Here is a 26,735-nt window from a genome sequence, read left to right as displayed (position 1 = left end):
GTCCTGCGGTAATATGTCAAGGTGAAAAATCATAGAAATTGGAAATTCCCTTGTCCGATGATCCGAAAAAAGGCAATACTGAAGAAACCCAGTATTGGTACATGTAATAAACTGGGTCTAAAGGTTGATATTGGTATACCAGATCGATCCTCTTATCGATCTTCCCCCTTTCTTGGCGTGTAGATTTGACCGTTGCGTAGCAGCGCATCGATCACACGCACGAGTTTTCTAGCGGTGAGGACGAGGGCTCGTTTATGTTGGTGTTTGGGCACTTCCTCATACTTCTTCCGGTAGTACGCACGAAACGTCGCATCATGCCGTTGCACCGAGTTGGCAGCCTCCACTAGGTAGTAACGGAGATAGCGATTGCCGGAACGAATGAGGGAGGTGTCCTCGGCTTGAAAACGGCCCGATTGGTGCTTGGACCATGTCAAGCCGGCATATTTTGCCAAGGCGGCCTGGTTGTGAAACCGCTCGATTTGCCCGATTTCGGCCAGGATGCCTGCGGTATAAACCGGTCCGATGCCTGGGATGGTTTGCAGTGTGTTCGGAATGCCTTCAAGATGGCGGGTAATGGCTTTATCGAGCTCTTTGAGCTGCGATTGCAGGCTGCGGATTGATTGAATCGACAGCCCTAACAGCAAGTCGATGGAATCCTCGACACACTTGGACAACCGATACGACGAACGGGCCGCCTTTTGAATCGACTTGGCGATGCATTCCGGATCGGCAAAGCGATTGCGCCCTTTTTGGCGCAGGAAGTCGGCCAACTGCTTGACATCCATTTGGCAGATGTCATCGAGGCTCCACGACTCAAGCAGCAGTTCGAGAATGGCATGTCCGAAGATCGAACTGTCCACCTCTTGGGTAAAGGAACTGCATTTGTAAAACAAGTGCTGGAGAAAATACTGTTTCTCACGGGTTAACTGGTGGACGAGATGATATCGCATGCGTGTCAGTCGCTGAAGCGCGAGAAACTGCTCCTTGAGGACAGCCGTCATCTTCAGACGGCCGAAGCGAAGCCGATCCGCAATGATCCAAGCATCGATGTCATCCGTTTTCTCCAAGTCGACATAGGCTTCTTTAAACTTGCGAATGAGCTTTGGATTGATCGTAAACACCTTGACGTTCCAAGCCTGCAAGGCCTCCTGCTGGTGGAAAAACATAGCTGGATGCCAACTGTAGACCGAGGTGGCTTCCATCCCGATCAGAATTTCGGTTGGCTTTCGCTTGTTAGCCCACAGGAGGATTTGATCCCGAAGGAAGGTGGCGCCCAGAAGATGATTATCCACTTTGAAGCGTGCGCACGTATTTCCTTCATGATCCATAATGCAGGTGGCTAAGTCGCGTGAGCTCACGTCGATCCCGACGTAGAGTTTCATGAGATCACCTCCTATTGTTGTAGGATCGAGGGGTAGGACTCTTCGGGATGCCCCCGGATCGCGCCTGTTGACCAGTCACCCTCGCATATGAGAACTCACGTTGGACCATGGGCTGCCCTGGAAGCTGCTCCTTCCAGCATGGGGAAAACCAACGGGAACAGCCTGCGGGTTAGACGTCCAAACAGGGGCCGAGGAGACAGACTTTACAAGTAGTCAAAGCTACAGGAGTGAGAAGAGTATCCCCGATGATCCTAAGACCATTATCCAGGAACATTGCGAAAAGTCCAACCCCGGTACGCTCAACCCTTTGTGGGAGGGGCGCGCCCCTCCCACAAAGGCAACCACCCAAGATATGCGATTGTCAAGGAGCGTATCGGACTGGAAATTCGATAAAAAAACTTTCTGAAACTTAGTATACGAGGAGTGAGAGGCTATGGAAATATTTCTAGTTTAGAAGGAAACTAGCCATTTTTAGGGAGCGAGGATATGAAAGTTATGAAAACACTAAATTACATCATATTTCTTCTTTTATTGTTTTGCGTGCCGGCTGCTGCCGAAGCGGCTAGTTCATTACAAGCAAAAATTGATGCAGCTCCTAATGGGAGCAAGATTGAAATAGAAGAAGGGAAGTATGAGGAAAAGATCGTCATCTCCAAACCATTATTCTTAGTAGGAACTGGTAAAGTCACTCTTTACTCTTGTGACGGCGGTCCAGTTATTACTATTAGCGGTAAAGCTGTTCGTCTTAAAAATATCGAAGTAGAACATTGCGGTAATGAAAAAGAAGATGCAGCAGTTTATGTAACAGGTTCCAATCATACGTTGGAGGAGCTTGAAATCAAGACAAATCGTTTTGGCATAAGGCTTAATCAGGCAGATGGTGTGACTATACGAAACAGCAAAATTGTTGGCAGCAATACTGGCAATGGAATTGATTTGTGGCAATCTAATCGTAGTCATATTGAAAAACTTATGATTTCCAATATGACTGATGGTATTTATTTAGAACAAAGTAATAGGAACTCTTTAAAAAGAAACAATATCCAGCATTCCCGTTACGGTATCCATTTAATGTTTTCAAACGGAAATGTGCTTGAAAAAAATGTATCCAGAGACAATACGACAGGCGCGATGGTAATGGGATCAAAACAGAATGTTGTGAGCAATAATAAGTTTTTATTTAATCATAATAATGTGAATGCTCAAGGACTATTAATTTATACAGCTTCTTACAATGAGATAAAAGGAAATGATATTATTTCCAATCGAGTTGGTGTATATGCTGAAAGATCTGAAAATAATCGTATAGAATCCAATAAAATTATGAATAATTTTATCGGGATTCAGTTCAAAAAAGCGAATAAAAATGAAGCCACACAAAATACGTTCATTGGAAATGTCAACGATGCTCATGCGATAGAAAGCCCGCATAATCAAATAAATGAAAACTATTGGGATGCTTCGAGTAAAGTGGATATGAATGGAGATGGCAAAAGTGAAATCAGTTTTGCCGCTGACCCGTATTTCCAAACGTTGACGAACGATGTCCCCGAATATCAATTATTTTTCCATGCACCGGGACTTATAGTAATACAAAATCTGCTCAAAAGCCCTGTAGACCAGCTTTTAACAGATACAGCTCCATTGATGGACATGACGAGCGAAATGGAAAAAGAAGTATCATCTAATTCAAGCTTGTGGATCATGAGCGCCTGTATGATTGCATCCAGTTTTATTTTATATCTACTCGGGAGGAGAAGAGGATGAAGAAAAAGCTATTTAGTTTTTATGTAATCGCAGTAATAGCAATGATCATCGCTGCATGCGGCAACAATAAAGTTCAGCCGGTTAGCATCAATGAATCAACTGATACTTGTGAAACATGTAATATGGCTGTTGCAGATAACCAATATGCGACCCAAATCCTTCTGAAAAATGGCAAATCACTGATTTTTGATGATATAGGCTGTATGTATGAATGGATTAATACGCATAAGGATGAAGAAATTGAAGCGAAGTTTGTTCGAGATTACAATAACAAAAAATGGATTTTATCTGATGATGCCACTTATGTTTATAATCAATCAATTAATACGCCGATGGCTTACAATATAATCTCTTTTCAAGAAAAAGCTTCTGCGGAAAAATTCGTTGCTAAAAATGAAGGAAGCAAACTATTGACAGCAAGCGATTTAGCCGACCATTCTTGGAAGCAAAACCATGACATGTTAAAGAAGCATGGAGAGGAAGGTCATTCAAATTCAGAGGGTACTGAAAAAGTTGGTCACTCTCATTCAGAACAGGATCACAATAGTTCACATTAATTGGTTCGTGCGCGGCCGAATCCATTTTTAGATGGTTTCTTTTTCTTTATCAAAACACTTTCGACATTGACTGGATGATGATCACGTAAAATATAGCTTTGTGTTTTCAGCCATGCGTATTATTCGGATGGCAGCTGTGCATATACTTAAAGTTTGACAATTGTTTATAAAAGCCTTTCAGTTAACAAGTAAAAAAACGGCTGTTCGAAAAATAAGATATACACGAATTTTTGAAAAGAGGAATCACAATGTGGAATATCTTTCGCTTTGAACTGCGAATGGCATTACGACAGTGGTCTTACTATTCTTTTTTACTATTATGGGTAGCTGTTATCACTCTATTATTTTTATTGCAAAACAGCTCCCCTTCCTTAGCTGGATATACAAATATGACAGGAACAGTAGTGAATATTGCGTTGTATCTCATTCCGCTTTTGATGCTGATCACAGGCTCTTTTTCTATTGCGAATGAAAAGGAGAATGGACAGTGGCAGCTGTTGAATACCTATCCGTTATTAACGATATCTTACGTTTTAGGGAAAATAGGCGGACAATTCATTGCTCAGGCGATTGTGTTTACGTTTAGCTACGGGATTAGCTTGGCAATAGGCTTGGTGTTTGGCAGTGAATTTTCTGGTAAATGGCTTCTATCGATTTATTTGTTCTCTATTATTCTTATCTTTTTCTTTCTTGTTCTTGGTATTACCGTTGGCAGCATTGTTTCAACAAGATGGCAGGCCTTATCGATCTCAATCATTATCTGGTTTTTTCTCATTATGATTTGGCCGACTGCTTTGATTGGTATTTTAGGCATGGTTCCATATAGATGGATTGCTCCATTAATGAAAATTGCCCTATTTATTAATCCTGCTGAATTTATTCGAGTAGCATTCATCATTTCACTCGATGGAGGAGCGGTCTTTGGACAAGCATATGATTCGCTTGTGACCTTATTGGAGTCTCCTCAGGCAATCTTAATCTATATTATTTATTTCATCGGATTCTTGATTTTGACATTATTGTTTTCCATATTCATGCTGGAGTGGAGGAAAAGGCAATGACAGGCTTGAAAGTTGACGGTGTTTCAAAAGTTTATAAGAAAAAAACAGCGTTGGCTCCATGCTCTTTTCAGGCAATGCAAGGAACCTGCGTGGTATTATGCGGCGGGAACGGTGCTGGAAAAAGTACATTACTTCAAATCATTGCGGGAATCCTTTCCCCTTCAAGCGGAACAATAACAATTAACGACAAAGAAATTAGCTTAGACCGAAAAAAATACTTGACTGAAATTGGCTTCATGCCAGATGATTTTCATGCCCAGAAAACGATGACAGTAAAAGAATTCCTTCATTTTTACGGCTCCATCCGGAAAGTGAAAAAAGAAAGAGTAGACGACATCATTGATTTAATCGGGCTTAGCGACAAAAGAAACGAATTAGTAAAAAGTTTGTCTAAAGGAATGAGACAGCGCTTGTTATTCGGGCAATCAATTATAGCCAAGCCAAACGTTCTTCTGCTTGATGAGCCAACAAATGGATTGGATCCATACTGGATTAATTGGTTTGTTGAAATGATCAATGAAATTAAAAAGGCTGGCGCGATCATTGTTTTTTCTACTCATATGATGGATGTAGCAGCGGAAACTGGCGATGTCATTCTGTTTATGAAAGAGGGAGAGGTCATTCAAACGATCAATAACAATAAAAACATAGAAGAAACTACGATAAAGTTAATGAAGCTTTATCGCCAGTAGTTTCTTTTTTTATAAACTGAGCTTTCGCTACATTCTTGGAAGAAAAAATTTTTAATAAGGATAAAAACGAAAAAGGCTTTTCTCTATGTTTCTCTTATCTTCCTCTCTTCTACCAAATCACTTGTGCTTCTTTTAAGCTCCAAGGCTCCAAATGGAGGAGTTGTTTTTCCAGCATTACTGAGCTTTCTTTTAAGGCAAAATGCATATTTTAAATAAGCACAATCCTTCAATAAATATTTGTCCGCCAGTTGATAGCCTATTGAACCATTTCAGCAAAAATGTCCGAGCATTCTACGAGTATGTCGATTAAACTAATGGTTGAATAATTAGCACCTTATCTGTCAGACAAAACAATAAGCGATATTTGATTTCTTTTCAAATTGTTTTGAGGGTGCCCAAAAAGATCGGGCGCTTTTTTTTATGCATTGTTTGTATTTCTTGTAATAAACGATGGATTCAAGCAGCAGGGATTTATCAAACATATCATCAATGATTTCGTTCTTACCATATAAGTATATGTTTTTCAGTATTTCTCGAAGCTCCTCATGAAAATTTAGTACATTATTGCGAAAATGGCAAAGAATTTAAAGGTAAAACAGCACAATTGTTTGTATAATCAGAAAATAAAAATTGTTAAAATTATTCCATAAATTAAATCAAATATAAGGAGTGGTTGAAATGGCTATTATGCGGGTTGGCAAGGCTGAAATAAGAGTCATGGATCTTGAAGAATCAGTCAAGTATTACACAAATGTAATTGGTCTTGAAGAGATGAGAAGAAGTGAAGGGAGAGTTTATTTAAAGGCGTGGGATGAATTCGATCATCATAGCCTTATTCTTCAGGAGGCTGACTCTCCTGGCCTTGATCACATTGCTTTTAAAGTAGAAAACGAAGAAGATTTAGCCAAGTACGAAAAGAAGATTGAACAATTCGGGTGTACATTAAAACGGGTTTCAAAAGGAACAAGAATTGCGGAAGGAGAAGCAATTCGTTTTGAACTTCCAACAGGCCACCAAGTTGAATTGTATCATAAAATCGAGCGTGTCGGTACGAAAACAGGAGATTGGAATCCTCACCCATGGCCGGATGGACTGCGGGGAATTGCGCCGCATCGTCTCGATCACCTAGCATTAACAGGAGATGATATAGACACTGTAACGAGATTTTTCACTGAAGTCCTGGATATGTTCGTTAGTGAAAAAATTACAACAGTAGATGGAGAACAAATGGTGGGGAGCTTTATTTATGCTAGAAATGGAAAACCGCATGATGTTGCCTTTATTAAAGGACCGGACAAGAAGATGCACCATGTCGCGTTCTATGTTGACAATTGGTATGATGTGCTAAAGGCAGCAGATATTTTATCAAAAAATAATGTCCAATTCGATGTTACACCGACACGCCATGGCATTACGCGAGGACAAACAACTTATTTCTTTGATCCTTCAGGCAATCGCAATGAAGCTTTTGCGAGCGGTTACATTACTTATCCTGATTTTCCAACTATAACATGGACTGAAGACAAAATCGGTCAAGGAATTTTTTATCACAGAAGAGAGTTGACGGAGTCATTCGCCAAGGCATTGACGTAAGAAAAAGCAAAACTGATCATAAGCGAGGATAAAAACATGCCGATTATTCAAATTCAATTGTTTGGAAGTCTTACAGTAGAACAAAAAGAGGCGTTAATAAAAGAAACATCGGACGCAGCAGCCCATGCCTTAAATGTGCCATTGCCGATAAAAGCGATGTTGGCGTTGTACGGGCGCGCACAGCCGTTTGAGCACCCAGTCATGCGGACGGTGATGGTCTCGTCCGAGAGGCCAAGCTCATGAAACAGCTGCTCAAACTGTGGCAACAGATCGGGCAGAGCCCGCTCCGACTCGGCCAGCGCAAGTCCGCAGGTCGGCAGGGCTACACATGCCATTGTATTTTTTCGGACTGTTGATAGCTCATGTGGAAGCGGCACTCCCGCAGAGCGCAATCGCTCTTCAATCGCCGGTCGAAATTCGTCTGGAATGCCGCTCAGGATCACATTTTGCTGCGTGGTGAGGCGAACGGTCGGACGAAATTCGCGCACAATGTTTTGAAGTGGCGATTTCAATTTCATGGTTTCAGTATCTTTAATACGACCATATGGAACAAACAGGCCAAGGTAGCTTATCCCGTCACGCTCACGGTGCCAGCCGAGATGGTCGTGCCCGTTGTACCATTCCAGCTTTCTTGGTGGCTCTAAAGTACGCCCAAGCCTTGTCTCAACCTCTTGCCGGAACCAATCCAGTCCTCGCCGGTCGATTAAATATTTCATGCGGGCAAAACGGCGGTTTGAGCGATCTCCGAAGTCCCGTTCGATGGTCACAATGGCTACGCAAGTATCAAGGATTGTGTCTACGACATCCTTCCTGGGCACATAGCAAAGCGGACTCGCCAGCCTCGGATAAGTTGCCTGAACGACCGCCGTTCGTCCCATACCGCCGCCTACCAGCACAGTATAGCCAGCAACGTGTCCGTTCTCGATATGTGCCACAAGTCCGATGTCATTGTCGTACACATCGATGCAGTTATCTCCTTCCGGTACCATCGCAACCTTGAACTTGCGCGGGAGGTATACATCACCGTACAGCGGCTCCTCAGTCTCTCCATCAGAAAGCTGAACCGGTTCGCCGTCAAGCCAGATTTCGTGATACGCATTTGTCTTAGGACTCAGCCGATCAGTCAGTGCAAGCAGATCCTCCCGCATCTCGGCGCGGAACGGCTCATCGCCCGGCTTTGCGCAACAGATGATGTTCCGCCCCGAATCGCCGCAGGCGCCAAGTGTTGTGATTAGTGATTCGTTCAGCCTTTTTATGGTAGCCTTCAAGTTCCCTTTCAGTATGCCGTGAAGCTGGATGGTTTGACGCGTCGTAATGCGCAGCGTCCCGTATTCCGAATATTCATCGGCTAAGCGATCGAACACCAAATATTGATCCGGATTCAACACCCCGCCTGGTATTCGGGCACGCACCATCATCGAGTAATGCTTCTCTTTGCCTTCTTTCAAAAGCTTGTGCCGCAAATCCCGGTCGTCCTGCTGGTAAACACCGTGAAACTTCAATACCTGTACATTTTCTTCCGAAAACATCGGTTTGCCATCTTGAAGAGCTTCCTTGATTGTCCCCCGTAAATAGCGGCTTTGTCGCTTAATCACTTCGATTTTTGATTCTTTTTTGTTTTGAGTAGACAAATACAATCACTCCTCCCTGAATTCTGATTTGTTTACTATGATATAAAGAAAAAGACGAAAACACACCATCCAAAAGGACGTCAATTTGACCCATCCACTACAAAACTTGTTATATTTTTCAGCCGATCTATATAGTGAGCTGTTAGGAGCAGTCATCAAGAAAGGAGGCGTCTCCATACGGAAATGTGTGCGGATCAGATTCAGGATTTGTGAAATCTGCGTTTGCAGGATCAGGGAAAAAATCGTTCTAGAGGATACAGATTTAATTAACACGCAAAAAAGTAAACGAATGGAATTTCTTTTTTTGCTGTAAAAGTCAGGATAAACATGGTTCTTACGTTCTTTTGGTGAAAAATCGAGGTCATTGATAACACAGAGCTAAAAATACATATTTGTACACTCATTTTCCCCATTAACCCCCTTCCCATCACCAAGATTGAGTAAGAACCATAAACATGTACATTTTTGACTGTTTAAGAGTGTACATGTTTTTTTCTCTTTAAGTGATTTTGATATGTACAATATTAATCAAGGTCGCGCATTATCCAATCTCTTTTATGCATTCTTAAACTAGCATTTCATTTCTGCCGATTCACCCCGCACCTTTAAATGTAATGAAGGGGAGAGGAATCAGGTTTTTTTATCATGATATTCTTGAAATACCTTCCTATATTGTAATAAAATGAAAATAGATTCATAGAACTTTAGTTCTATCAGGAGGTGGTATTTGGAAAAACTTGGGGCTTTTGATATGTGGTCAGGGAAATGAGGATTTCCTTTTTCAATCGGCATGATCCGGTAAGGAAGGGAATTTGCAAACCCTAAAACCTGTGAAAAATGTGCTTGCCCTCATAACAGTGTCTGCATGCTGCAGACAGCTGGCAGAAAACTATATGATTGATCAAATAGTCACTAAATTCAGGTAAAGAGGCATTTGGCAAATAGAACATTTGAAAGAAGAGGGCTGATTTTTATAATGAGATATTTTTGTAATTTAAGGCTTAAGCTGACCTCATGATCATGGTAATTGCCGCATGACAAATATGCTCCTGTTCCATGAAGCTTGTACATATCATGGTTTGAAAAAGAGCCAATCACAAAATAAGCAATTTCTTTTATAAAATAATTTCGAATTTTTTCGATATGATAAAAATAGGACTAAAAAATGATACAATGAAAGCGATTATAAAATTGGGAGGGGAAATGAAATGAAAGCAGCAAGATGGCACAACGCTAGAGACATTCGAGTAGAGGAAGTAGAAGAACCGAAAGCAGGGAAAGGAAAAGTAAAAATTAAAGTAGAATGGGCAGGAATTTGCGGAAGCGATTTACACGAATATGCGGCAGGTCCAATTTTTGTTCCTGTTCAAGAGCCTCATCCTGTCAGTAAAGATGTGGCGCCTATTATCATGGGCCACGAATTTTCTGGTCAAGTAGTTGAAGTTGGAGAAGGCGTTACAAAAGTAAAGGTTGGGGATCCTGTCGTTGTAGAACCTATTCTTCGCTGTGGAGAATGCCCAGCTTGTAAAAAAGGTAAGTACAATCTTTGCGAATCTTTAGGATTCCACGGTTTATCCGGTGGCGGCGGCGGATTCTCTGAGTATACTGTCGTTGATGAGCATATGGTGCATAAAATGCCTGAAGGTCTTTCTTATGAACAAGGAGCATTGGTGGAGCCTGCGGCTGTAGCCTTGCATGCTGTTAGATTAAGCAAAATCAAACCTGGCGATAAAGCCGCTGTGTTTGGAACAGGTCCTATAGGTCTTCTTGTGATTGAAGCATTAAAAGCAGCTGGCGCTTCAGAAATTTATGCAGTAGAAGTTTCCAAAGAACGTTTGCAAAAAGCGAAAGAACTCGGTGCTACATCTGTCATCAATCCAATAGAGGAAGATCCGGTTCAAAAGCTTCATGAATTAACCGATGGCGGAGTCGACGTTGCGTTTGAAGTAACGGGAATACCGGCTGTTTTACAACAAGCTATTGACAGCACTGCATTTGAAGGAGAAACAGTCATCGTTAGCATATGGGAAAAAGAAGCGGGCATTCAGCCAAATAATATCGTATTAAAAGAAAGAAACGTAAAAGGAATTATTGCATACCGCGATATCTTCCCTGCTGTAATGGAATTAATGAAACGAGGCTACTTCCAAGCAGAAAAACTCGTTAGGAAACGAATTAAGCTAGATGATATTGTAGCAGAAGGATTTGAAACGCTGATAAAAGAAAAAGACCAAGTGAAAATTTTGGTAAAACCAGAATAAACATTTAAACAGAGTAGGGAGAAAACGGTGCGGACAAGCTGATGCTTCAATAGATGGATGCAATGTGAAAAACGCGGTGCACCGTTTGGCGAGCAGGGAGAAAGTTGCAGGGGATTTGCCGATGCTTAAAAATACATACAAACCAAATAAGTAAGGTTAAATCCCCTCTCTCTATCCAAATTTTTTTTCGGGAGCCTTAATCATTCAATAAAAATTCCGTTGGTTCAAAAACATGTAAATACGTTAAGACATCGGTACTTGGGGGATAATTTTGCCTTCGATACGTTCAAAGATGTCATCTTTAGTCCATGGTTTTTAAGACCAATAATAGCTTTAGAAGGCTCTTTTGAAATTCGGACAAGTTCAGCCACCGTTTTTGCAAGTTCAATTGTTCCACAAGGATAGTTAATCTCTGTAGCCTTTATGCCGTCCATCCAAGCATGAACATGTACAATTGCTCCTACCTCCGGGTGCTCTTTATAAATCATCCAGTGCTCAATAGCGTCGACAGATGCCCTTTTTGGTGTTATATTCGGAGGAACGCTTACTTTCATGGCATTTTTATCAGGATCGTATCCACTTATTAAGAGAAAATCTTCACCAACTGTTTTCATATCTGCTTTGTTAATTCCGCTTGCACTCATCCAAAAGCTTTCACTGTCCCGTCTGGCACTGAGGTTTCCATAGCTTAGACCTCCTAATCCGTAAAGTTTTTTTAGATGACGGAGATCACGAGGTGTAAGATATTCCTCCAATGGAAATGGGGCGGGAAGTAAATTCATGCGGTCAAGCTTTTTTCCGGATTCGCTTAATGATCTCGTAATCTCATCTCCGTTCCACATCTCTTCCGGAAGATCATCATAAAAATTATTGTCAATGACTAACTGCGAAGCTGCGAGCGGTTCCAATCTTTCAAAAATTTGTTTAAAAAATGTTGCTGCTTCTCCTTTTCTATACTCCAATTTATAAAAACCTTGTTCAGGTGTAAGAAAATAAATATCTGTTGTTTCATTATCGTTATGTAAGATATACATTAAATGATTTGCTAAAGACCTGATTAAATACGGATAGGCTGATTTCCTGAAGGTAAAAGATGTAAAAACGGGGAAGTGTCAATCCGAAAAAAAGGGGTAGCTTTTTCGGGTTAAAAACAGGAGCGCCTGTTCTTCCGGTTGCGATTATTTGTCTAGATGCGAAAAAGTGGATTCGAAAACCAGTAAAAAAAGTTGTTGTTGGGCCAATGATGTATTTAGATGAACTTGAAAGTTCCATTTATACTGCATTTGCTGAGGCTGTTATGAAACTTATGATGGTGCTGCAGCAATCAAAAAAGGTTAGTCTCCCATAGCTAGAACTGATTTAGCAGGAAGAAATCAAAAATTTCCTCGAAATCTAACAGGAGGAACGGCATAGAAGCTACCATCGAAACTCAGCGAATATGTTTGTAAATGGCTACATTTAACCATATTATTATATTAAAAAAAGGGGAAAAGGGATTCTTCCTTTCCAAACAGGAGACTGCCCTATCTATCTTGCATTACACACAAAATTCTTGACGGTACCGTAAAGGACGTAAACGACATTTAGTTAGCAAATATTGATGATAACGATAACATCAAAATTTTTTTGTACTAATAAAAATAGAATGCCAAGCCAATATTAGTGCAAAAACCACTCTCCGATCAGTACTTGAAGCAAATCCGTACTCTATTTCCACCGCTTAATTCTGTTAAGCGTAAATCCAAACAAAAGGCGGCAGATCAGAATAAAAATTGTTTTTGGAACAAGCCGCAAAACACTTAACGGATGGATAAATGGAAATTATATGTGGTAGCAGGAAATTAAATCAAGGGGTGTACAATAGTATAGCTTCAATATAAGCGGAGCAAATTTTCAAGCAAAAAACGGGCAACTCCATAAGGAAGCTGCCGACCACATAAATGTATTAACTTAAGAAAACGGAAATGAAAAACGACGAATCCTTGAAAACGGGAATCGGAATCTCCTAAATCTCCGAAAACGAAATGGGAAATGCCCAAACCCTCCAAATCCACCGAAAGGACCTCCGAATCCACCGAAAGGAGATCCGAATCCTCCGAAAGGACCTCCGAATCCACCAAAGCCAAATTGTCTTTCTTCTTCGTTATCTTCTTCTCGTTGGTCGCCAATAGGTACTAATAAATAGGCATGATCATTATCGGCTTTATCAATAATGCCATCATACATTTTTCCATCGTCCATTTCCAGCAAGACGTAATAATGCTTATGTCTTTTGCAAAAATCATGCTTGCTCACATGGTGATCATAATGATCCCGATAATGCATATTTTCTTCATACGGCTCCTGAGGATTCGCATATGGAACTTGTTGATCTAGGTTATAAGCATAGTTCAAGTTATAATCATATTGCATATTGATTTCTCCTTTCCTGAAATTCGATTATATTGTATTCACCTAATTTTTCTTTGTTACAAAAAATAACATTTTATTGGATATGTCAAGCAATCATCCCTTTTGCAACATAAGACAACTCCTTCAATCTATGTCTCATTCATTTTTTCTGCAAAGATAGTAAAGAAGTTTTTTCTTTTGTCTTTTGTTACTCATCAAAAAATTTTTTAAAGGATTGCCAGTAAACTTAGGAAAAAACAAAGATCAATTCCTTGTATTTCAAGTGATAGCCGACGGTCATTGGGGATTTTTCACATTGACAGCATAAATGGAGTTGTGTGAATAGATTCCTGTAAATAGGAGAAAATTGTAATAAAATAGATAGAGAATTTACAAAAAACTTGGCAAGACAGTGCATGGGAACATCTTCCATTTGAATGTGCAAACGAGATGAATGTATCAACGGATTGGGTAACCAAGCAGGAAAGTGGTTGGACCGCTTAATCGGCAAACAAGCAGTTGTTGCTTTCTAATCCATCTAGAAAACTTCTGACAACCTTCTTCTGTACAGAAGCTTCATCGAGAAACGCCCACCTCTAAACGAAGTGAATGTGGAGATGATAAAACCATGCCAAATAAAACGGTTTTGGCATAATATATAAAACTTTCATATCTTTAATAAAGGAAAGATCTTTAGTATGTATTATTTTATCGTCAATAAAATCTCAGGAAACGGAAAAGGATTAAAAGTTTGGAAAAAGACTGAAAAGTTGCTTCAAGAAAAACAGATAAATTATCAAGTGCGCTTTACCAATCGTCCAAAACATGCAGCAGAAATTGCTAAGGAGTTGTCTTCTGAAAAATGTTATGCTGTTGTAGCCGTAGGAGGAGATGGTACAATCCATGATGTTGCTAACGGGTTAATCAATTCGAATATACCTTTGGGTGTTATTCCTGCAGGATCGGGAAACGATTTTGCAAGGGCTCTTGATATACCAAAGGACTATAAAAAGGCTTTAAAACGTATTTTAATGGGAAAACAAAGAAAAATTGATATTGGAAGAATTGGCAACGAATACTTCATTACTGTAATGGGGATCGGTTTTGACGGTAAAGTCGCCGAGATAAACAATGGCTCGAAATATAAAAATTGGCTGAATTTTATTAGATTAGGTAATCTTTCATATGGACTTAGCTTCTTGCATGTTTTATTAAAATATCGTCCTGTCAGCATTCAATTAATGGTTGATGGGGAGAAACTAGTTTTTTGTAATGTATGGTTAATTGCAATTGCCAATATCTCAAACTATGGCGGAGGTATTAAAATATGTCCAAATGCTTGTTATAATGATGGACTATTTGACATTTGTATAGTACACGGCATGAATAAATGGGAGCTGTTGCGCACTTTTCCAAAGGCGTTTAAAGGCAAACATATACTACATCCTGGTGTAACTATGATAACAGGGAAACAAGTGGAAGTTATCTCCGATTTACCTGTTATTGTGCAAGGAGATGGCGAGATTCTCACTAAAACTCCGATGAGTGTGACGATTCAAAGAGGTGGGTTGCTTATCATTTAAATAGTGGTTGTAAAGATGAATGATCTTAGTGAGAACACGACTTAGGTATTTCTGTTTGGGAAGTCATTCACCATAATTAGTATAAAAATGGAAAAACAATTTAATACACGATGCATTCCAAGTCTTTTCTTGTTAACTTATAAGGGATGTAAATGTCTCTCAATAAAAAGATTTTCTTAACATACTTTAGCTTTATTATCAATTTGAAAATTGTGGAATTATAAAATCGTTATTGGACTTTAAATGCAAAAGTTATTTACTGAATGTTTGTAAATATAATAAATTTTAATCTTTTCAACGTTGCAGATATATTAGTTTTAGGCCAAAAAAAACAGTCAGGAAATTAAAATCTTTGGAAGATGTGGCGAGTTTCTGATATTTTTCGTACAAGTTTGTATTTTTTCTCAGAGTTCATGAGCGTTTGTACATTTGATTTCGCTAACGAACTGTTTGATGATTACAGCTTACTCATAACGCATTTTTTATGGATTTTAGTCTATTACTATATTAATCTGTGTCTCTTTTTTAATCTAACTCAACTTTCTCACAGTAAATTGGATTTCTAAGCCTTACGGTTAATGGGTTTGTTGGTTGTTTCGAATACTTCTTGACATAAAAATTTGCAAAAAAAACACCTCAACTTTTGGTATAGTTTAATTGTCCAGAAAAAACATTACCAAAAGCAGGTGAGGTGTCTCTTATTATGATAACGAATAACAGACTGAACAATCAACTACCAAAAGAAGTAAAAGCTATATTTGATGAACTTGAAATCTTAAAATATTTAAGGAAAGTGGGAATTAACAAGGGTTTCGGTTATTCCTGCGCCTATTTATTCCAGCTAGTTTTTAGTTTAGTTTTTGAAGGCAAAAATTTGTTTCGACTTCTTCAAAGTAAAAAAGCTAAAGATTTGCCGGAAAAAAACGCTATTTATCGCTTCTTAAATAACCCTCAATACAATTGGCGCAGGTTTTTACTTGTTTTGAGTACTTTCACCATTATGAAGGTAAGTAGTTTAACGAGACACGACCGTCCGAAAGTGCTGATCGTGGACGACTCATCTTATGAACGAAATCGCAGTAAAAAGGTTGAACTGCTTGCTCGCTGTTTCGATCATTCTTCTCAAAAAATGCGTTATTACAAAGGATTTCGTATGCTTACACTCGGCTGGTCAGATGGTGCTACATTTTTGCCTATTGATTTTGCTTTATTAAGCTCTACGAATTCCCAAATCAATGGGATTGATAACCGAATCGATAAGCGTACATCCGGTTATAAGCGGCGTGTCGAAGCTTTACAAAAAGCGCCGGAAGTTATTCCCAATATGATTAAACGGGCACTTTCTCAAGGAATCGATGCCTCATACGTTTTAATGGATACATGGTTTACCCAACAGCCTTTGATCAAGTCCATTGTGGATCAAGGGTTGGATGTTATTGGAATGGTGAAGGATACAAAACAAAGATATCAAGTGAACGGTGAATGGGTGAGCCTAAAAAAACTATACCAAACAGCTAAACCATCACAACATCAAAAGGGTATTTTGCGCTCTATTCACACAACGATGGCAAATGGCGTACCTGTTAAAGTGGTATTTGTCCGTAATCGTAATAAAAAGAGACAGTGGCTAGCTATTTTGAGTACAGACTGTACTTTATCGGATCAAGAAATCATTCGTATTTATGGGATACGTTGGGATATTGAAGTATTCTTCAAAACAGTCAAATCCTTATTGAAACTCCAAAAAGAGTTCCAAGGAAGATCTTATGATTCCATGATCAGCCATACCACTATTGTGTTTACAAGGTACATTGTTTTGTCTTGGCAAAACCGAGTAAGTACAGATTATCGAACATTAGGCGGCATTTTTTATGAACTTTGTGATGAAATCGATGAACTAGATTGGGCCTTTGCACTTCAACTACTCATTGAAATTCTTGAAGATGCACTTCAAAATGTAAATCAAAAGATTAAAAAATTCATCGAAAGTCAATTACGTAAATGGATTGTAGTTTTGCCTAATTATATCAAGGCTTATTTACCAAAATTGAGCTGCGAAAGTTGAGAATCTAACTTTATTTAGAACGAGAATATGTTCGTGGATCCAAAATAATGTTTTGCTCACTTCTCATTGTAAAATTGTTGCAATTTAAATTATTTGCCAATAAATAGTTTGAAGAGAAGGCTCTTGATCGTTCAATCAAAAAATAGGAGAAAGTAAAAAAATGATAAAACATTTTCATGGAAAAGGGCAATGAATCAATTCAGAATTTTAACCCATTTTTTATTAAAAAATAAAGTACCTTAGTCAATTTTTAAACACTGCGATTCAAGTTGTGTCCTAGATGTTGGCAATGGAAAATTAGGATTGTTCGGTGCGAAAAGCACATAAAGTTTCTCCGTTAAATATCAATGAATACAGCATCTAGTGAAACAAAACAAGAGCTGAGACGTATGAAAATGGTGCTATACCGTATTTACATCCTTAACGATTAATCAGCCATCCGAGACGAAGGAACTAGGTGATGCACTTGAGGGGAAAATTGGAGAAGAGATTTTTCTATTTATATACTGGGGAGGCAATGGCAGCAGTCATTTTTTTTATCATTAGTTTCATTTGGAATAAAGTCTTTGCCCATTTGCATTTATATTCGCTGTACTCTTTTTGGATTTCGTTTTTTCTGTTAGAGTTTCTCTTATTTCAGGGTAGTGTGTATTGGTTTGCAAAATGGAAGCGATTAAAAAAAGAAAATACTGCCATAACTCCTGCTTATATCGTCCATCGATTAAAAAATATAAAGAAATGGAATACACTGTTTATCATCATTTCGCCTTTCATGTTTTTTGTCGATCTAGTCAGATGGTATCCGTCGGTACCTGCAACAGGATTGTACATAGCGGGATTTATTTATGTTTTTGCCATACTTGAGTATATAAACTATTTTCATATTCAGCTTTCATATGACAATTTTTCTGATATGAAGTACCTCTTAAAGTCGAAAAAGCTGAAAAAATCGTGTTTACGTAAAGACTTTGAAAGATTAGGATAAAGTAATAAGATAGCGGAAGGAAGATTATAAATGATACATATTCTGCTTGGCGCTTCACCTTCGGGGAGTTTAAAAATGGTCTTAAGGGATTTAGATGTGGAGAAAAAAGAGCGCGTCATTTCTTTTTGGGAAACATTCTCGGTAGGTCCGATCTGGAGACTGCATGAAGACATTGGAAAAGAAGCGAGATTTCATTGGATAAAAAATAATTTGACGGATGCATACAATGAGTTTCATGAGTATGAACAAAACTTTCAAAAAACAGTCAATGAAATAACAGCGATTCCAGAAGGATCACCTATTATGATATGGATTTCTGACAACGCTCATGAACAGACCGGATTGCGATTTGTTTTATATCTATTGAAGAATAAAAATAATGACATCTTCCTCATCAACACGACAAAGGTATATGGCGAGCTTTTTAAGAAACGAAAAGAAAAATATACTGTTTTGGATACAGGTGAAATTCCTCCTGAAAAGCTTCGATTCATATATGAACAAAGTAAAAATGAACCGCCTCTTTCCCAGCATGAAAGAGAGAATTTTGAAAAGGAATGGCTCGCTCTTGCAAATACTCGCGAAGTATTGCGAATTTGGCAAAACGGAACGATACACAGCGTTTCGGAAGATTATTATGATCTTTTCATAATAAACAGAGCGAAAAAGCTGCATAATGAAATGAAGACGAAGGATTTTATAAAATCAGTTAGATTAATCGGTGAAGTACTGGGGCATCTAGACCAATATGTAGGAGATGAATTCTTGGAATATCGGCTAAGAAAGCTGATTGAAAAGAGAGCTTTTGAAATGGAAGGCAGTCTGGAAGCTATGGCCTTCTATAGTGTTAAATTGCGATAGGAAAGTGGTGAAATATGATTTACGCCATTATTTTATTTATTCTTGCTGGTTTAGCTGAAATTGGCGGAGGGTACTTAGTCTGGCTATGGATACGTGAAGGAAAACACTACTTGTACGGAGTTATTGGTAGTATGATCTTGGTTCTATATGGGCTGATCCCTACTTTGCAAAACTTTCCTACATTCGGTAGAGTATATGCCGCTTATGGCGGCGTGTTTATTATTCTTTCTGTTTTGTGGGGATGGTGGGTTGATAAAAAAACTCCTGATATTTACGATTGGATCGGAGCAGGCATTTGTTTAATTGGAGTTTCAATCATGCTTTGGGGTACAAGACATTAGACTGTCCATTCTGATAGGGATTTTTAATAGAATAGCTGCAATTAAATAATGTGCGAGTGAGTAAGCTTTCTCGGAACATATCGAGCATGAGCAAGACAAATTCCGTATAGGGAGTATGGCATCCTAATTAATTGACAGTTTTAGCGTTATGCTGAATGACTTTTTTCCGGTGATGCCGATAATGTGCGATTTTTTAATAAAGGCTTCAGCTTGCCGTTACACTTCAGAGATATTACAGGCTCTGAATAATGGCAACAAGCGTGGCGGAAGGTGCAATCAAAATGATTTTTTTGTTTTATTTGAATAACAGATCGCTCCCATTCCCGACCAATCCAACGAGTCTTTAAAAAATGGACGAAAATCTCCTTAATGTCAAGCTATTGCAATTTTTTTAGTATATAAAAAGATTGCTGGCGTTCTTAGGAAGCCCCTGCTGTTGAATTGGTGAAGCGAGGAATTCAATTTTTTAGAAACTTTTATAGAAAAAAAACGTTAATACATATGTAAGGAATATAAAAAAAACGGGGTGTGCTCATGATCTGGGCGTTGGTATTGATTATGCTTGGAGGAGTGTTAGCTGGTTTTTTGCATGTTTGGTTGAAAAAGCGGATATCCTTTTTTCCGTTATTGGTGATAGAAATCGTACTGTTATCTGTTCTTGCAGTCTATTTATTTATAGCATATGAATTAGGTTTTACAATTAGAGCGATGTCTAGCTTTGGATACTCTTTTCTTATGTGTTTAATCACGTTTTCCCATGAATCGGGTTACGAAAAAATAAAAAATGAAGCAAACAGAGTGGAAATTGAAAAGATTGAACTCAATAAACATTCGAGTCGGGTTTGGGTTGATGCGGCATTTGCGATGACATTCATTGGTCTATCTGTCTTATATTTTGTTTTCAATTCATACGATTCTGTTTGGTCTCTCATTTTGTTATATACGAATGTTGTAATGATTTGTCAATTGTTAAAAAAAGCTGTTCTTTATCGAAACCTTGAAGTGTATTTCAGCAAAGAAACAAATTGTATTTACATATTATCGAACATCACAGCGAAACGATATCCGCTTTCAGAACTTTCGGAAGCAAAGCTCGAGTCAAATGTTGATGTACTTAAATTATTCCCATTATTTACGATGTTTTCAACAAATGAAGATTTCACGACAAGTATGGGAAAAACATTAAAGCTAGTATTTTCAGGCGAAACTGTCTATTTTAATGCTAAAAACACTTCTTGGCTTACGACCATTGAAAGCCGGGAAGAAAAGGAACTACCGTCGGAAATTGCACAAGTTGAAGTGCTTCCATTTTATCATAAAAAAAATATAAAAAGACTTCTCGGCAAAATGTACTTTGCCATTTCCGTCAAAGGAGTCGGCGCCTACACGACATTGACTGTTATCTTATCACTGCTAAAGGTTCCTATTTGGGCGATCACGATTGCGGTCATTGTTTTGTGGATATTTAATCTTTACATTTCTGATCGATTATTAAAAATTGCATTAGACGTGAAAGAGATAGATGATCCAAATGTTTTAGCTGTTGCAGACAAAGTGCTAAGTCGGGCTGGAATTTCTGATGTGAAAGTTTTTCAAACAGAGGCGAATGAATTAAACGGTTTTGCAACTGGGGCAAACATCGGTCGATCAATGATCGTATTAACGTCGGAAACGTTAAAGCTTCCGTTGGAAGCAATCGAAGCGGTTTTTGCTCATGAAGCTGTGCATGTAAAAAAACGGGATGTCATGATCGGTCAAATTATACGTATACTTGCGCTTTTAGTAATTGTTTTATTTATTTATTGGTTATACCATTCTCTTATACTAAGAAATGAGTCTCTTCTTTTTTACATTGTTTTTGTTCTTATTTTATTCTTTCCTCTTATCCAGTCTCTTCTTTTGCAATGGATGGAAGTGCGGGCAGATCATTTAGGGGCTATATGGCTTGACAACGGAAATGATCAAATGGCAGACGGTTTAACTGCTTTAGCTGTAAAACAAGATGAGTTGACATACAAAGCAGAACGCTACAATTTAAGTAATGAAGAACAAAATTCATCGATTGAGCGGGATTCATGGTTTTTCAGATTTCTAGAATTTCAATTTATGATCCACCCGCCAATGTATTGGCGTATTCAATCTTTAAAGGAAACTGGAACGGAATGGAACATGAAAAAAATACGAAAGTGGTGGAAAGAGCGTTTTTACGAATCGCTTCCTGATAAAAAGAATAAAATGGAAAGCATGTGAATCATTTTTATCGTTTGAAATGCTTATTAAAAATTAAACGATAGAAACATAACCCCCATACGAGAAAATGTGACGAATTTTCATATTGAGTCGGCATTTTGAGTGCCGGCTTTTTGTATTTTATGGGTATCCGTTGATCATAATCTTTTTGTCTTTACCTTTTCCCAATGCCGGGAAAATCGTAATGGAAGACGAAAACCAATTTGGCCCGCTAGCAGTCAGAGTGAAAAATAGAAGAGTATTTGTCAATCTTCTTTTCTGCAGATTTGACCACATAATTTAGGAAAATGAATGTGTTTTTTTCTACAATAAGTAGATAACAATTATGATAATGAGATGCTACAATCAACTTAAAGATAATTCAAAATATTAAGTAAAAGAGAGGTGTTTCAGATAAATTGCAAACGCTTACTTAAAATGTAAAATACAAAAAATTTTTGATGAGGAGGTCTATAATAATATGAAACGGATTAACCCAATGAACGTAATTGACAACAGCCGCATTCATTCATTCCATATTTGGCTGATTTTCTGGTTATTTATCGTTATTATGTTTGACGGATTTGATGTTGTCATTTACGGTGCTTCTGTCCCGCTGCTTATTAAGGAATGGGGAATTTCGGATGTCACTGCCGGGGCTATTGGCAGCTATACAGTTGTCGGAACAGCAATCGGTGCTGTTTTGTTTGGATTGTTATCGGATAAAATAGGGCGAAAAAATATTATTTTGTTGACTACGTTCTTGTTTAGCTTTTTCACGCTGCTCGCAGGTTTTGCAGCAAATCCTGTCTTATTTACGATCTTTCGTGTCATTGCAGGTGTTGGTCTGGGCGGAGTTATGCCTAATGTCGTTGCAATAGCAACTGAATATTCACCGCGACGGGTTCGCACAGCAATTGTTTCATTCATTTTTTGCGGTTATTCTGCAGGAGCTATTCTGGCAGCGCTTACAAGCAGGCAGCTCCTTCCTACAGTTGGATGGGAGTCAGTATATTGGGTAGGCGGAATTCCCTTATTGTTCATTCCTTTCTTGTTGAAAAGTGTTCCAGAATCCATCGACTTTCTTTTGGAAAAAGGAAAGGAAGAAGAAGCTAAAAAAATTCTTGCCAAAATTGAGCCGGGAATTAGCAGCGATGGGGAATTTGAAAAAAAGGAAAAAGTGAAAGAAGCGGGATCGCCTATTGTCAGTTTGTTTGAGGAAAAACGTGCATTCAGCACCGTTATGTTCTGGATTTCCTGCTTTAGCGCATTTGTATTAATTTATTCCATGAATACATGGCTGCCGCGCCTTATGATGGAAGTTGGCTATGATTTAAGCTCAAGCCTTGCATTTACTGCTGTCATGCAAATTGGAGCGATTGTCGGAACAGTTGTTTTCGGCCCTATAGTTGACCGGCTAGGCTTTAAAAAAGTGCTTGTTCCATTGTTTTTCTGTGGAGCCATTGCACTATCTTTAATCGGTTTTGCCAACAGTACATTCATCGCTTTTGCCCTGATTTCTGTTATTGGTGCAGCATCCGTCGGGGTTCAAAATATGGCGAACGCATTCGTTTCTCAATATTATCCTACTAATATGCGTTCAACAGCTGTAGGAAGTACAATGGCATTTGGCCGTTTAGGCGGAATAGTTGCCCCTACATTTGTCGGGATTTTACTTTCATTAAATTTACAGCCGCAATATAATTTTGCAGCTATTGCCAGTGCAGCAGTGCTTGGCGGTTTAGCAGTATTGTTCATTCAAGAGCAGCATTCAGTCTATTACAAAGAGAAAAAACAATCTGAGATAATCAATGAAGATGTAGCCGTCGAAAAATAATTTTTGTAAAATCCCGAGGAGATGGTCTCTTCGGGATTCTTACATAAAGGGATACCTATGATTCGTACGAATCGGTTTGTTCAGTACTTTTTGGCTCATCGAAATGTGACATAGAACGGATGGTAAAATGAAACAAGAGCATTATAACTATAAGCCTGCGTCGACATCGATGCCTGTGAAAGATCTTGTGTTTCAAATGTTATCGATTTGCAAAAACAGTGAAATCCGGATGCATTTGGCGAAAAATTGAAAGAGATGGAAAAAGACTTAAAAAAACTAGCAGAAATGTATACTGAAACAGTAGCGTTGCATAAAAAAATTTAATGTTTGTCAAGCTCAATAAAAATTCCAGTTATTTCATGTAACTGAATATTCAGACATACAATCTTTCTAAGCAAGCTTAAAAGGACAATGACGTCTTAATCGGCAGTCCACTTCCACAATTTGGTAATATATTACAGAAACATTGGATCATAAACTAAATCGTCTAGGTGTTCCACCTCCCCTTCTTCAAATTGGTACACGATGGTTTCAAAATCTTTTTCCCAATGGTATTTTTTCCGACCGTTGGACGTTCGAATTGGCTTTTTAAAAAGGGAGCGAACAAAACAGTCAAAACCTTTAAAAAGCAGATTCTGTAAAGTTCGCTTGATCTCTAATAAAGGACCATCGTGATTCACTTTTAATTGGAGCATGGCCTGTAAGCAATAGGTGATTAGGGCGATCCAAATTTGATTGTAAACGGCATTTTGACTTTTTCCATAAAATCTTTTTATCTTAAGGTGCTGTTTCATCCATTTAAAGAAGGTCTCTATCTTCCAGCGATATCGGTATAAATCTGCAATCTCTTCCGCAGAAAGATCAAAGCAATTGGTTATGATGATCACGGGATTCCCTTCGCTGTCGACCGTTTCGATCAATCGGAGAGGATGAGTCATTTTGGTATGATTACGGTCATTTCCTAAAATGACAATCTGATCCCTATAAATCAAACGTTCTGGATTGGGAATCCGTTCCGATAAAACTTCAATCTCTGCGTTCTTTTTAAGCCGGGTAATGAATCGCACCCCTTCTCGGCATAAGCGGTCGAACTGTTTGTAATCGACATACCCTCGATCAAACAAGTAAATCGCATTTGGATCGATTTCAATGAGTTCGTCCATCTGTGTGCGATCGGCATGTTTCGCGGGTAAGATAATCCCTTGATCCGGAACAGTGATATCCTTCGTTACAACAACCTTTAAATGGAGTCGAACACCAGCCTTTGTCTTACGAAAAGTTGCCCATGGATATTGGCTCAAACTCATGCTCATCGTGGTAGAATCAATGACCAGAAGACGACCAATGTTTCGGATGATCGGGGCATTTTTCATTTGCCCTTGGATCTTTAAGACCAGATATTTAAATACTTTTTCAAACAGTTGAGGGGATAATTGGCCTAATTTGCGAGAAAGTTGCGAAGTACTAATTGCATCAAATTCCAGATATGTCTGCAACTCTTCCTTGTCTTTCAAATGTTTGGCCAATTTTGTTAAGCTTTCCAATTCATTTATCTGAGCGATGATACAAAGTTGTAAAAACTTATACGCTGTTAATTTTTTAATGTATTTGTCAACGTCAATCACATTAATTAGTTTTGAAAAAGTTATTGGATCGATCTCTTTAAATAGTTCATTTATTGTGGATTCTGTGGTATTCTTATCCATAATGGTTTCTCCTTATTCTTAGGATTTGGATAGGACTGCCAATCCTAATTATAAGGAGTTTTTTTATATCCAAAAAGATGAAATTTAACATAAAATTGGGCTTGACAAATTAAAATTAACTTAATGCAATGCTACTGATACTGAAAGAACAAAAAGCCTGCTAGAATCCGTGACGAATGAGGATCTAGATCGCCAAGTCGATCTTTCCAAAATTTTTGGAGCGAAAATGTCTGGATCGCAATGATTGCAAACTGCGATGGATCATGAAATCCACCATAAAGGACAGCTGTTCGTCTATGTGCGGGAAATGGGGAATACGGCCCTTCTACGTTATGTGATGCGCGGTTGATGAAATGAACCAGATGATCATCGAACTGATGTCATCTGGTTTCTTTCAGAACTTTGTTTGTGCGGAAGGCAAAATAAATCGATGTCCCTAGTATGACAATTAAGAAAATATAAAGCGGGTAGACTCCAAGTCCATCTGCTTTTCCGAGTGCGACTTGAGCGGTTCGCCAGACCCCGAATAAAAAGAAATAAACTATTTCTGCTTGCAATAAACGGATGAAAATCCTTCCTTGATTATAAAGAAGCTTTTTTTGTTCTTTTGTAGCATTGTACTGATAATAAAATGCGTCGGGAATGCGGGACAATAATGTTGTCAAGACAAATATTCCTAGTCCTGTAAAAGGCAGAACAAGAATGAAGCCTTTTCCGCCGAATCCATCCGGTTCGCCTTTGAAATTGAAATGCCGTGGTATAGTATCCGGCAAATGCTCCCAAATGAAAATGACGTAAATGAACATTGCTGAAAGCCCAATAATTGAAAGTGTCAAAAGAACATTTTCAATTTTCTTTTTTTTCTCCACAGAGAAAACCTCCGTTTTTCCATTATCGATGTTTTCATACGTATTCACCGTTTGTTGTGTTTCATTTAATCGCAGCTGCAGGATTCTATTACTCATTTACATCCCAAGTAACTGTAAAGCTTCCTTTCAGTTTGTCGCCTGTGACGATGATATGGTAGATGCTTTTTTCTGCCGCTTTGATTTGATATGTGCTTTCGTCGACTTCTTTCATGGCGACAACGTCACCGTCTTTGTTCAATACATGAAAACCATGTCCGCCTCCGTTATTGTTTTGAATTTTAACGGAAAACGTAATCGTTTGACCTTTTTCCGCATAAATCGGAATGGCGTGTTCTCCGTGGAAATAGTCGAAAAGTGCGATATAGCTTGAATTCCTTTTCCATTCGCGCCAATCTTTTTTTACAGTAAAATCCGTGTTTAAAATAATACACAAAATAAACGGAGCACAGATTGCAAAAATATATTTAAAAAATGCGTTTTTTCGCGCCATGTATGTTCCAAAATAAAAAACTAATGAACAAAGAGCTCCGACTGTTCCGCCAACAATCACCATCATCCATCCGAAAGGCAAAAAAAAGAGATATCCTGCCAAAACGTAAAAGGCAATTTTAATGGTTCCAGTGATTTTAGGAATTTTCACAGCCAGCAGGTCAATAAAAATAGAACAAATTATTCCGTATCCGTAAAAAATGCTCCAAAGATAAGGGTTATTCAAATCTTTTGAAACTCCATACAAGTCAAAATCAGCTGCAATGAAAAAAACAGTAAAAAAAATAAACAGCGAGAATCCGGCGCCGGTGAATTTGGGTTTAACATAAGAAATAGCATTGAGGATATTTTTTTGTAAAAACACTAAGTGATCACAGCCTTATTTTATTTTCTCAATATTATGTTTATTATAACATTAATTTTTCTCTGTACATT

The 26,735-nt window shown here is 38.5% G+C and carries 19 protein-coding genes and 3 pseudogenes; 15 read left to right on the top strand and 7 right to left on the bottom strand.

Features of this window, described 5'->3' with window-relative positions:
* Positions 1-152 precede the first annotated feature (152 nt).
* Positions 153-1,382 carry an IS110 family transposase gene (locus NSQ71_RS15470; RefSeq protein WP_027725928.1) on the bottom strand — a complete coding sequence of 410 codons (1,230 nt, stop codon included), beginning with the start codon at positions 1,380-1,382 and terminating at the stop codon, positions 153-155.
* Positions 1,383-1,868: 486 nt separating this feature from the next.
* Here NSQ71_RS15470 and NSQ71_RS15465 point away from each other — a divergent pair, with 486 nt between their 5' ends.
* The 6 genes from NSQ71_RS15465 to NSQ71_RS18585 all read left to right on the top strand — a co-directional run bounded on the left by NSQ71_RS15465 (position 1,869) and on the right by NSQ71_RS18585 (position 7,295).
* Positions 1,869-3,149: a right-handed parallel beta-helix repeat-containing protein gene (locus tag NSQ71_RS15465; protein ID WP_340734182.1), complete on the top strand. Its 1,281-nt coding sequence runs from the start codon at positions 1,869-1,871 to the stop codon at positions 3,147-3,149.
* Complete coding sequence (locus NSQ71_RS15460; protein ID WP_340734181.1) at positions 3,146-3,706, top strand: nitrous oxide reductase accessory protein NosL; 561 nt, start codon at positions 3,146-3,148, stop codon at positions 3,704-3,706. Before NSQ71_RS15465 ends, NSQ71_RS15460 begins: the two co-directional genes overlap by 4 nt.
* Before the next feature lie 248 nt (positions 3,707-3,954).
* Entirely contained in the window at positions 3,955-4,767 is an 813-nt protein-coding gene (locus NSQ71_RS15455; RefSeq protein WP_339193317.1) for an ABC transporter permease, read from the top strand.
* Positions 4,764-5,459 (top strand): ABC transporter ATP-binding protein, encoded by a 696-nt coding sequence (locus NSQ71_RS15450; RefSeq protein ID WP_340734180.1) that lies wholly within the window; start codon positions 4,764-4,766, stop codon positions 5,457-5,459. The genes NSQ71_RS15455 and NSQ71_RS15450 overlap by 4 nt, the downstream gene beginning before the upstream one ends.
* 678 nt (positions 5,460-6,137) lie before the next feature.
* Positions 6,138-7,052 carry a catechol 2,3-dioxygenase gene (locus NSQ71_RS15445; protein ID WP_063388369.1) on the top strand — a complete coding sequence of 305 codons (915 nt, stop codon included), beginning with the start codon at positions 6,138-6,140 and terminating at the stop codon, positions 7,050-7,052.
* A gap of 36 nt (positions 7,053-7,088) precedes the next feature.
* Complete coding sequence (locus NSQ71_RS18585; protein ID WP_420534702.1) at positions 7,089-7,295, top strand: tautomerase family protein; 207 nt, start codon at positions 7,089-7,091, stop codon at positions 7,293-7,295.
* Here NSQ71_RS18585 and NSQ71_RS15440 read toward each other — a convergent pair.
* Positions 7,202-8,683: pseudogene (locus NSQ71_RS15440) on the bottom strand (NADPH-dependent assimilatory sulfite reductase hemoprotein subunit); the annotation flags it as partial. The gene NSQ71_RS18585 and the pseudogene NSQ71_RS15440 sit on opposite strands and share 94 nt — an antisense overlap.
* Before the next feature lie 1,208 nt (positions 8,684-9,891).
* Between NSQ71_RS15440 and NSQ71_RS15435 the strand changes: the two are divergent.
* Positions 9,892-10,944 (top strand): 2,3-butanediol dehydrogenase, encoded by a 1,053-nt coding sequence (locus NSQ71_RS15435; RefSeq protein ID WP_340734179.1) that lies wholly within the window; start codon positions 9,892-9,894, stop codon positions 10,942-10,944.
* A 243-nt stretch (positions 10,945-11,187) separates the two neighbouring features.
* On the opposite strand, the pseudogene NSQ71_RS15430 reads toward NSQ71_RS15435, so the two are convergent.
* Positions 11,188-12,023 (bottom strand): annotated as a pseudogene (locus NSQ71_RS15430) (class II aldolase/adducin family protein); the annotation flags it as partial.
* A gap of 871 nt (positions 12,024-12,894) precedes the next feature.
* Entirely contained in the window at positions 12,895-13,356 is a 462-nt protein-coding gene (locus NSQ71_RS15425) for a hypothetical protein (RefSeq protein ID WP_340734178.1), read from the bottom strand.
* A 677-nt stretch (positions 13,357-14,033) separates the two neighbouring features.
* Between NSQ71_RS15425 and NSQ71_RS15420 the strand changes: the two genes are divergently transcribed.
* From NSQ71_RS15420 to NSQ71_RS15390, 7 genes are all read left to right on the top strand, one after another.
* Positions 14,034-14,918, top strand: a complete 885-nt coding sequence (locus NSQ71_RS15420) for a diacylglycerol/lipid kinase family protein (protein WP_066247365.1) — start codon at positions 14,034-14,036, stop codon at positions 14,916-14,918.
* A 703-nt stretch (positions 14,919-15,621) separates the two neighbouring features.
* Positions 15,622-16,983 carry an IS4 family transposase gene (locus NSQ71_RS15415; protein WP_094245809.1) on the top strand — a complete coding sequence of 454 codons (1,362 nt, stop codon included), beginning with the start codon at positions 15,622-15,624 and terminating at the stop codon, positions 16,981-16,983.
* 466 nt (positions 16,984-17,449) lie between these two features.
* Positions 17,450-17,968, top strand: coding sequence for a general stress protein (locus NSQ71_RS15410; protein WP_144598223.1), 519 nt, complete (start codon positions 17,450-17,452; stop codon positions 17,966-17,968).
* A gap of 30 nt (positions 17,969-17,998) precedes the next feature.
* On the top strand, positions 17,999-18,829 hold the full coding sequence (locus NSQ71_RS15405) for a DUF1835 domain-containing protein (RefSeq protein ID WP_066247358.1): 831 nt from the start codon (positions 17,999-18,001) through the stop codon (positions 18,827-18,829).
* 14 nt (positions 18,830-18,843) lie between these two features.
* On the top strand, positions 18,844-19,170 hold the full coding sequence (locus NSQ71_RS15400) for a YnfA family protein (RefSeq protein WP_340734177.1): 327 nt from the start codon (positions 18,844-18,846) through the stop codon (positions 19,168-19,170).
* Between the two features lie 534 nt (positions 19,171-19,704).
* Positions 19,705-21,420 (top strand): M56 family metallopeptidase, encoded by a 1,716-nt coding sequence (locus NSQ71_RS15395; protein WP_339197322.1) that lies wholly within the window; start codon positions 19,705-19,707, stop codon positions 21,418-21,420.
* Between the two features lie 460 nt (positions 21,421-21,880).
* Positions 21,881-23,236: an MFS transporter gene (locus NSQ71_RS15390; RefSeq protein ID WP_066247353.1), complete on the top strand. Its 1,356-nt coding sequence runs from the start codon at positions 21,881-21,883 to the stop codon at positions 23,234-23,236.
* A 455-nt stretch (positions 23,237-23,691) separates the two neighbouring features.
* Here NSQ71_RS15390 and NSQ71_RS15385 read toward each other — a convergent pair whose 3' ends face one another.
* The gene (locus NSQ71_RS15385; RefSeq protein WP_339197272.1) at positions 23,692-24,942 is read right to left on the bottom strand and encodes an IS4 family transposase; all 1,251 of its coding nucleotides are present in this window, start codon (positions 24,940-24,942) and stop codon (positions 23,692-23,694) included.
* Between the two features lie 133 nt (positions 24,943-25,075).
* On the opposite strand from NSQ71_RS15385, the pseudogene NSQ71_RS15380 reads away from it, so the two are divergent.
* Positions 25,076-25,291, top strand: a pseudogene (locus tag NSQ71_RS15380) (DinB family protein); the annotation flags it as partial.
* 31 nt (positions 25,292-25,322) lie between these two features.
* On the opposite strand, the gene NSQ71_RS15375 reads toward NSQ71_RS15380, so the two are convergent.
* Both NSQ71_RS15375 and NSQ71_RS15370 read right to left on the bottom strand, forming a co-directional pair.
* On the bottom strand, positions 25,323-25,907 hold the full coding sequence (locus NSQ71_RS15375) for a DUF1648 domain-containing protein (protein WP_339193295.1): 585 nt from the start codon (positions 25,905-25,907) through the stop codon (positions 25,323-25,325).
* The gene (locus NSQ71_RS15370; protein ID WP_340734176.1) at positions 25,900-26,526 is read right to left on the bottom strand and encodes a hypothetical protein; all 627 of its coding nucleotides are present in this window, start codon (positions 26,524-26,526) and stop codon (positions 25,900-25,902) included. The genes NSQ71_RS15375 and NSQ71_RS15370 overlap by 8 nt, the downstream gene beginning before the upstream one ends.
* Positions 26,527-26,735: the final 209 nt, after the last annotated feature.

The sequence above is a fragment of the Aeribacillus sp. FSL M8-0235 genome, from assembly GCF_038000355.1.
GTDB lineage: Bacteria > Bacillota > Bacilli > Bacillales > Aeribacillaceae > Aeribacillus > Aeribacillus composti.
The sequence above is the reverse complement of the archived record's forward strand: the minus strand, read 5'-3'. Positions and strand labels throughout refer to the sequence as shown.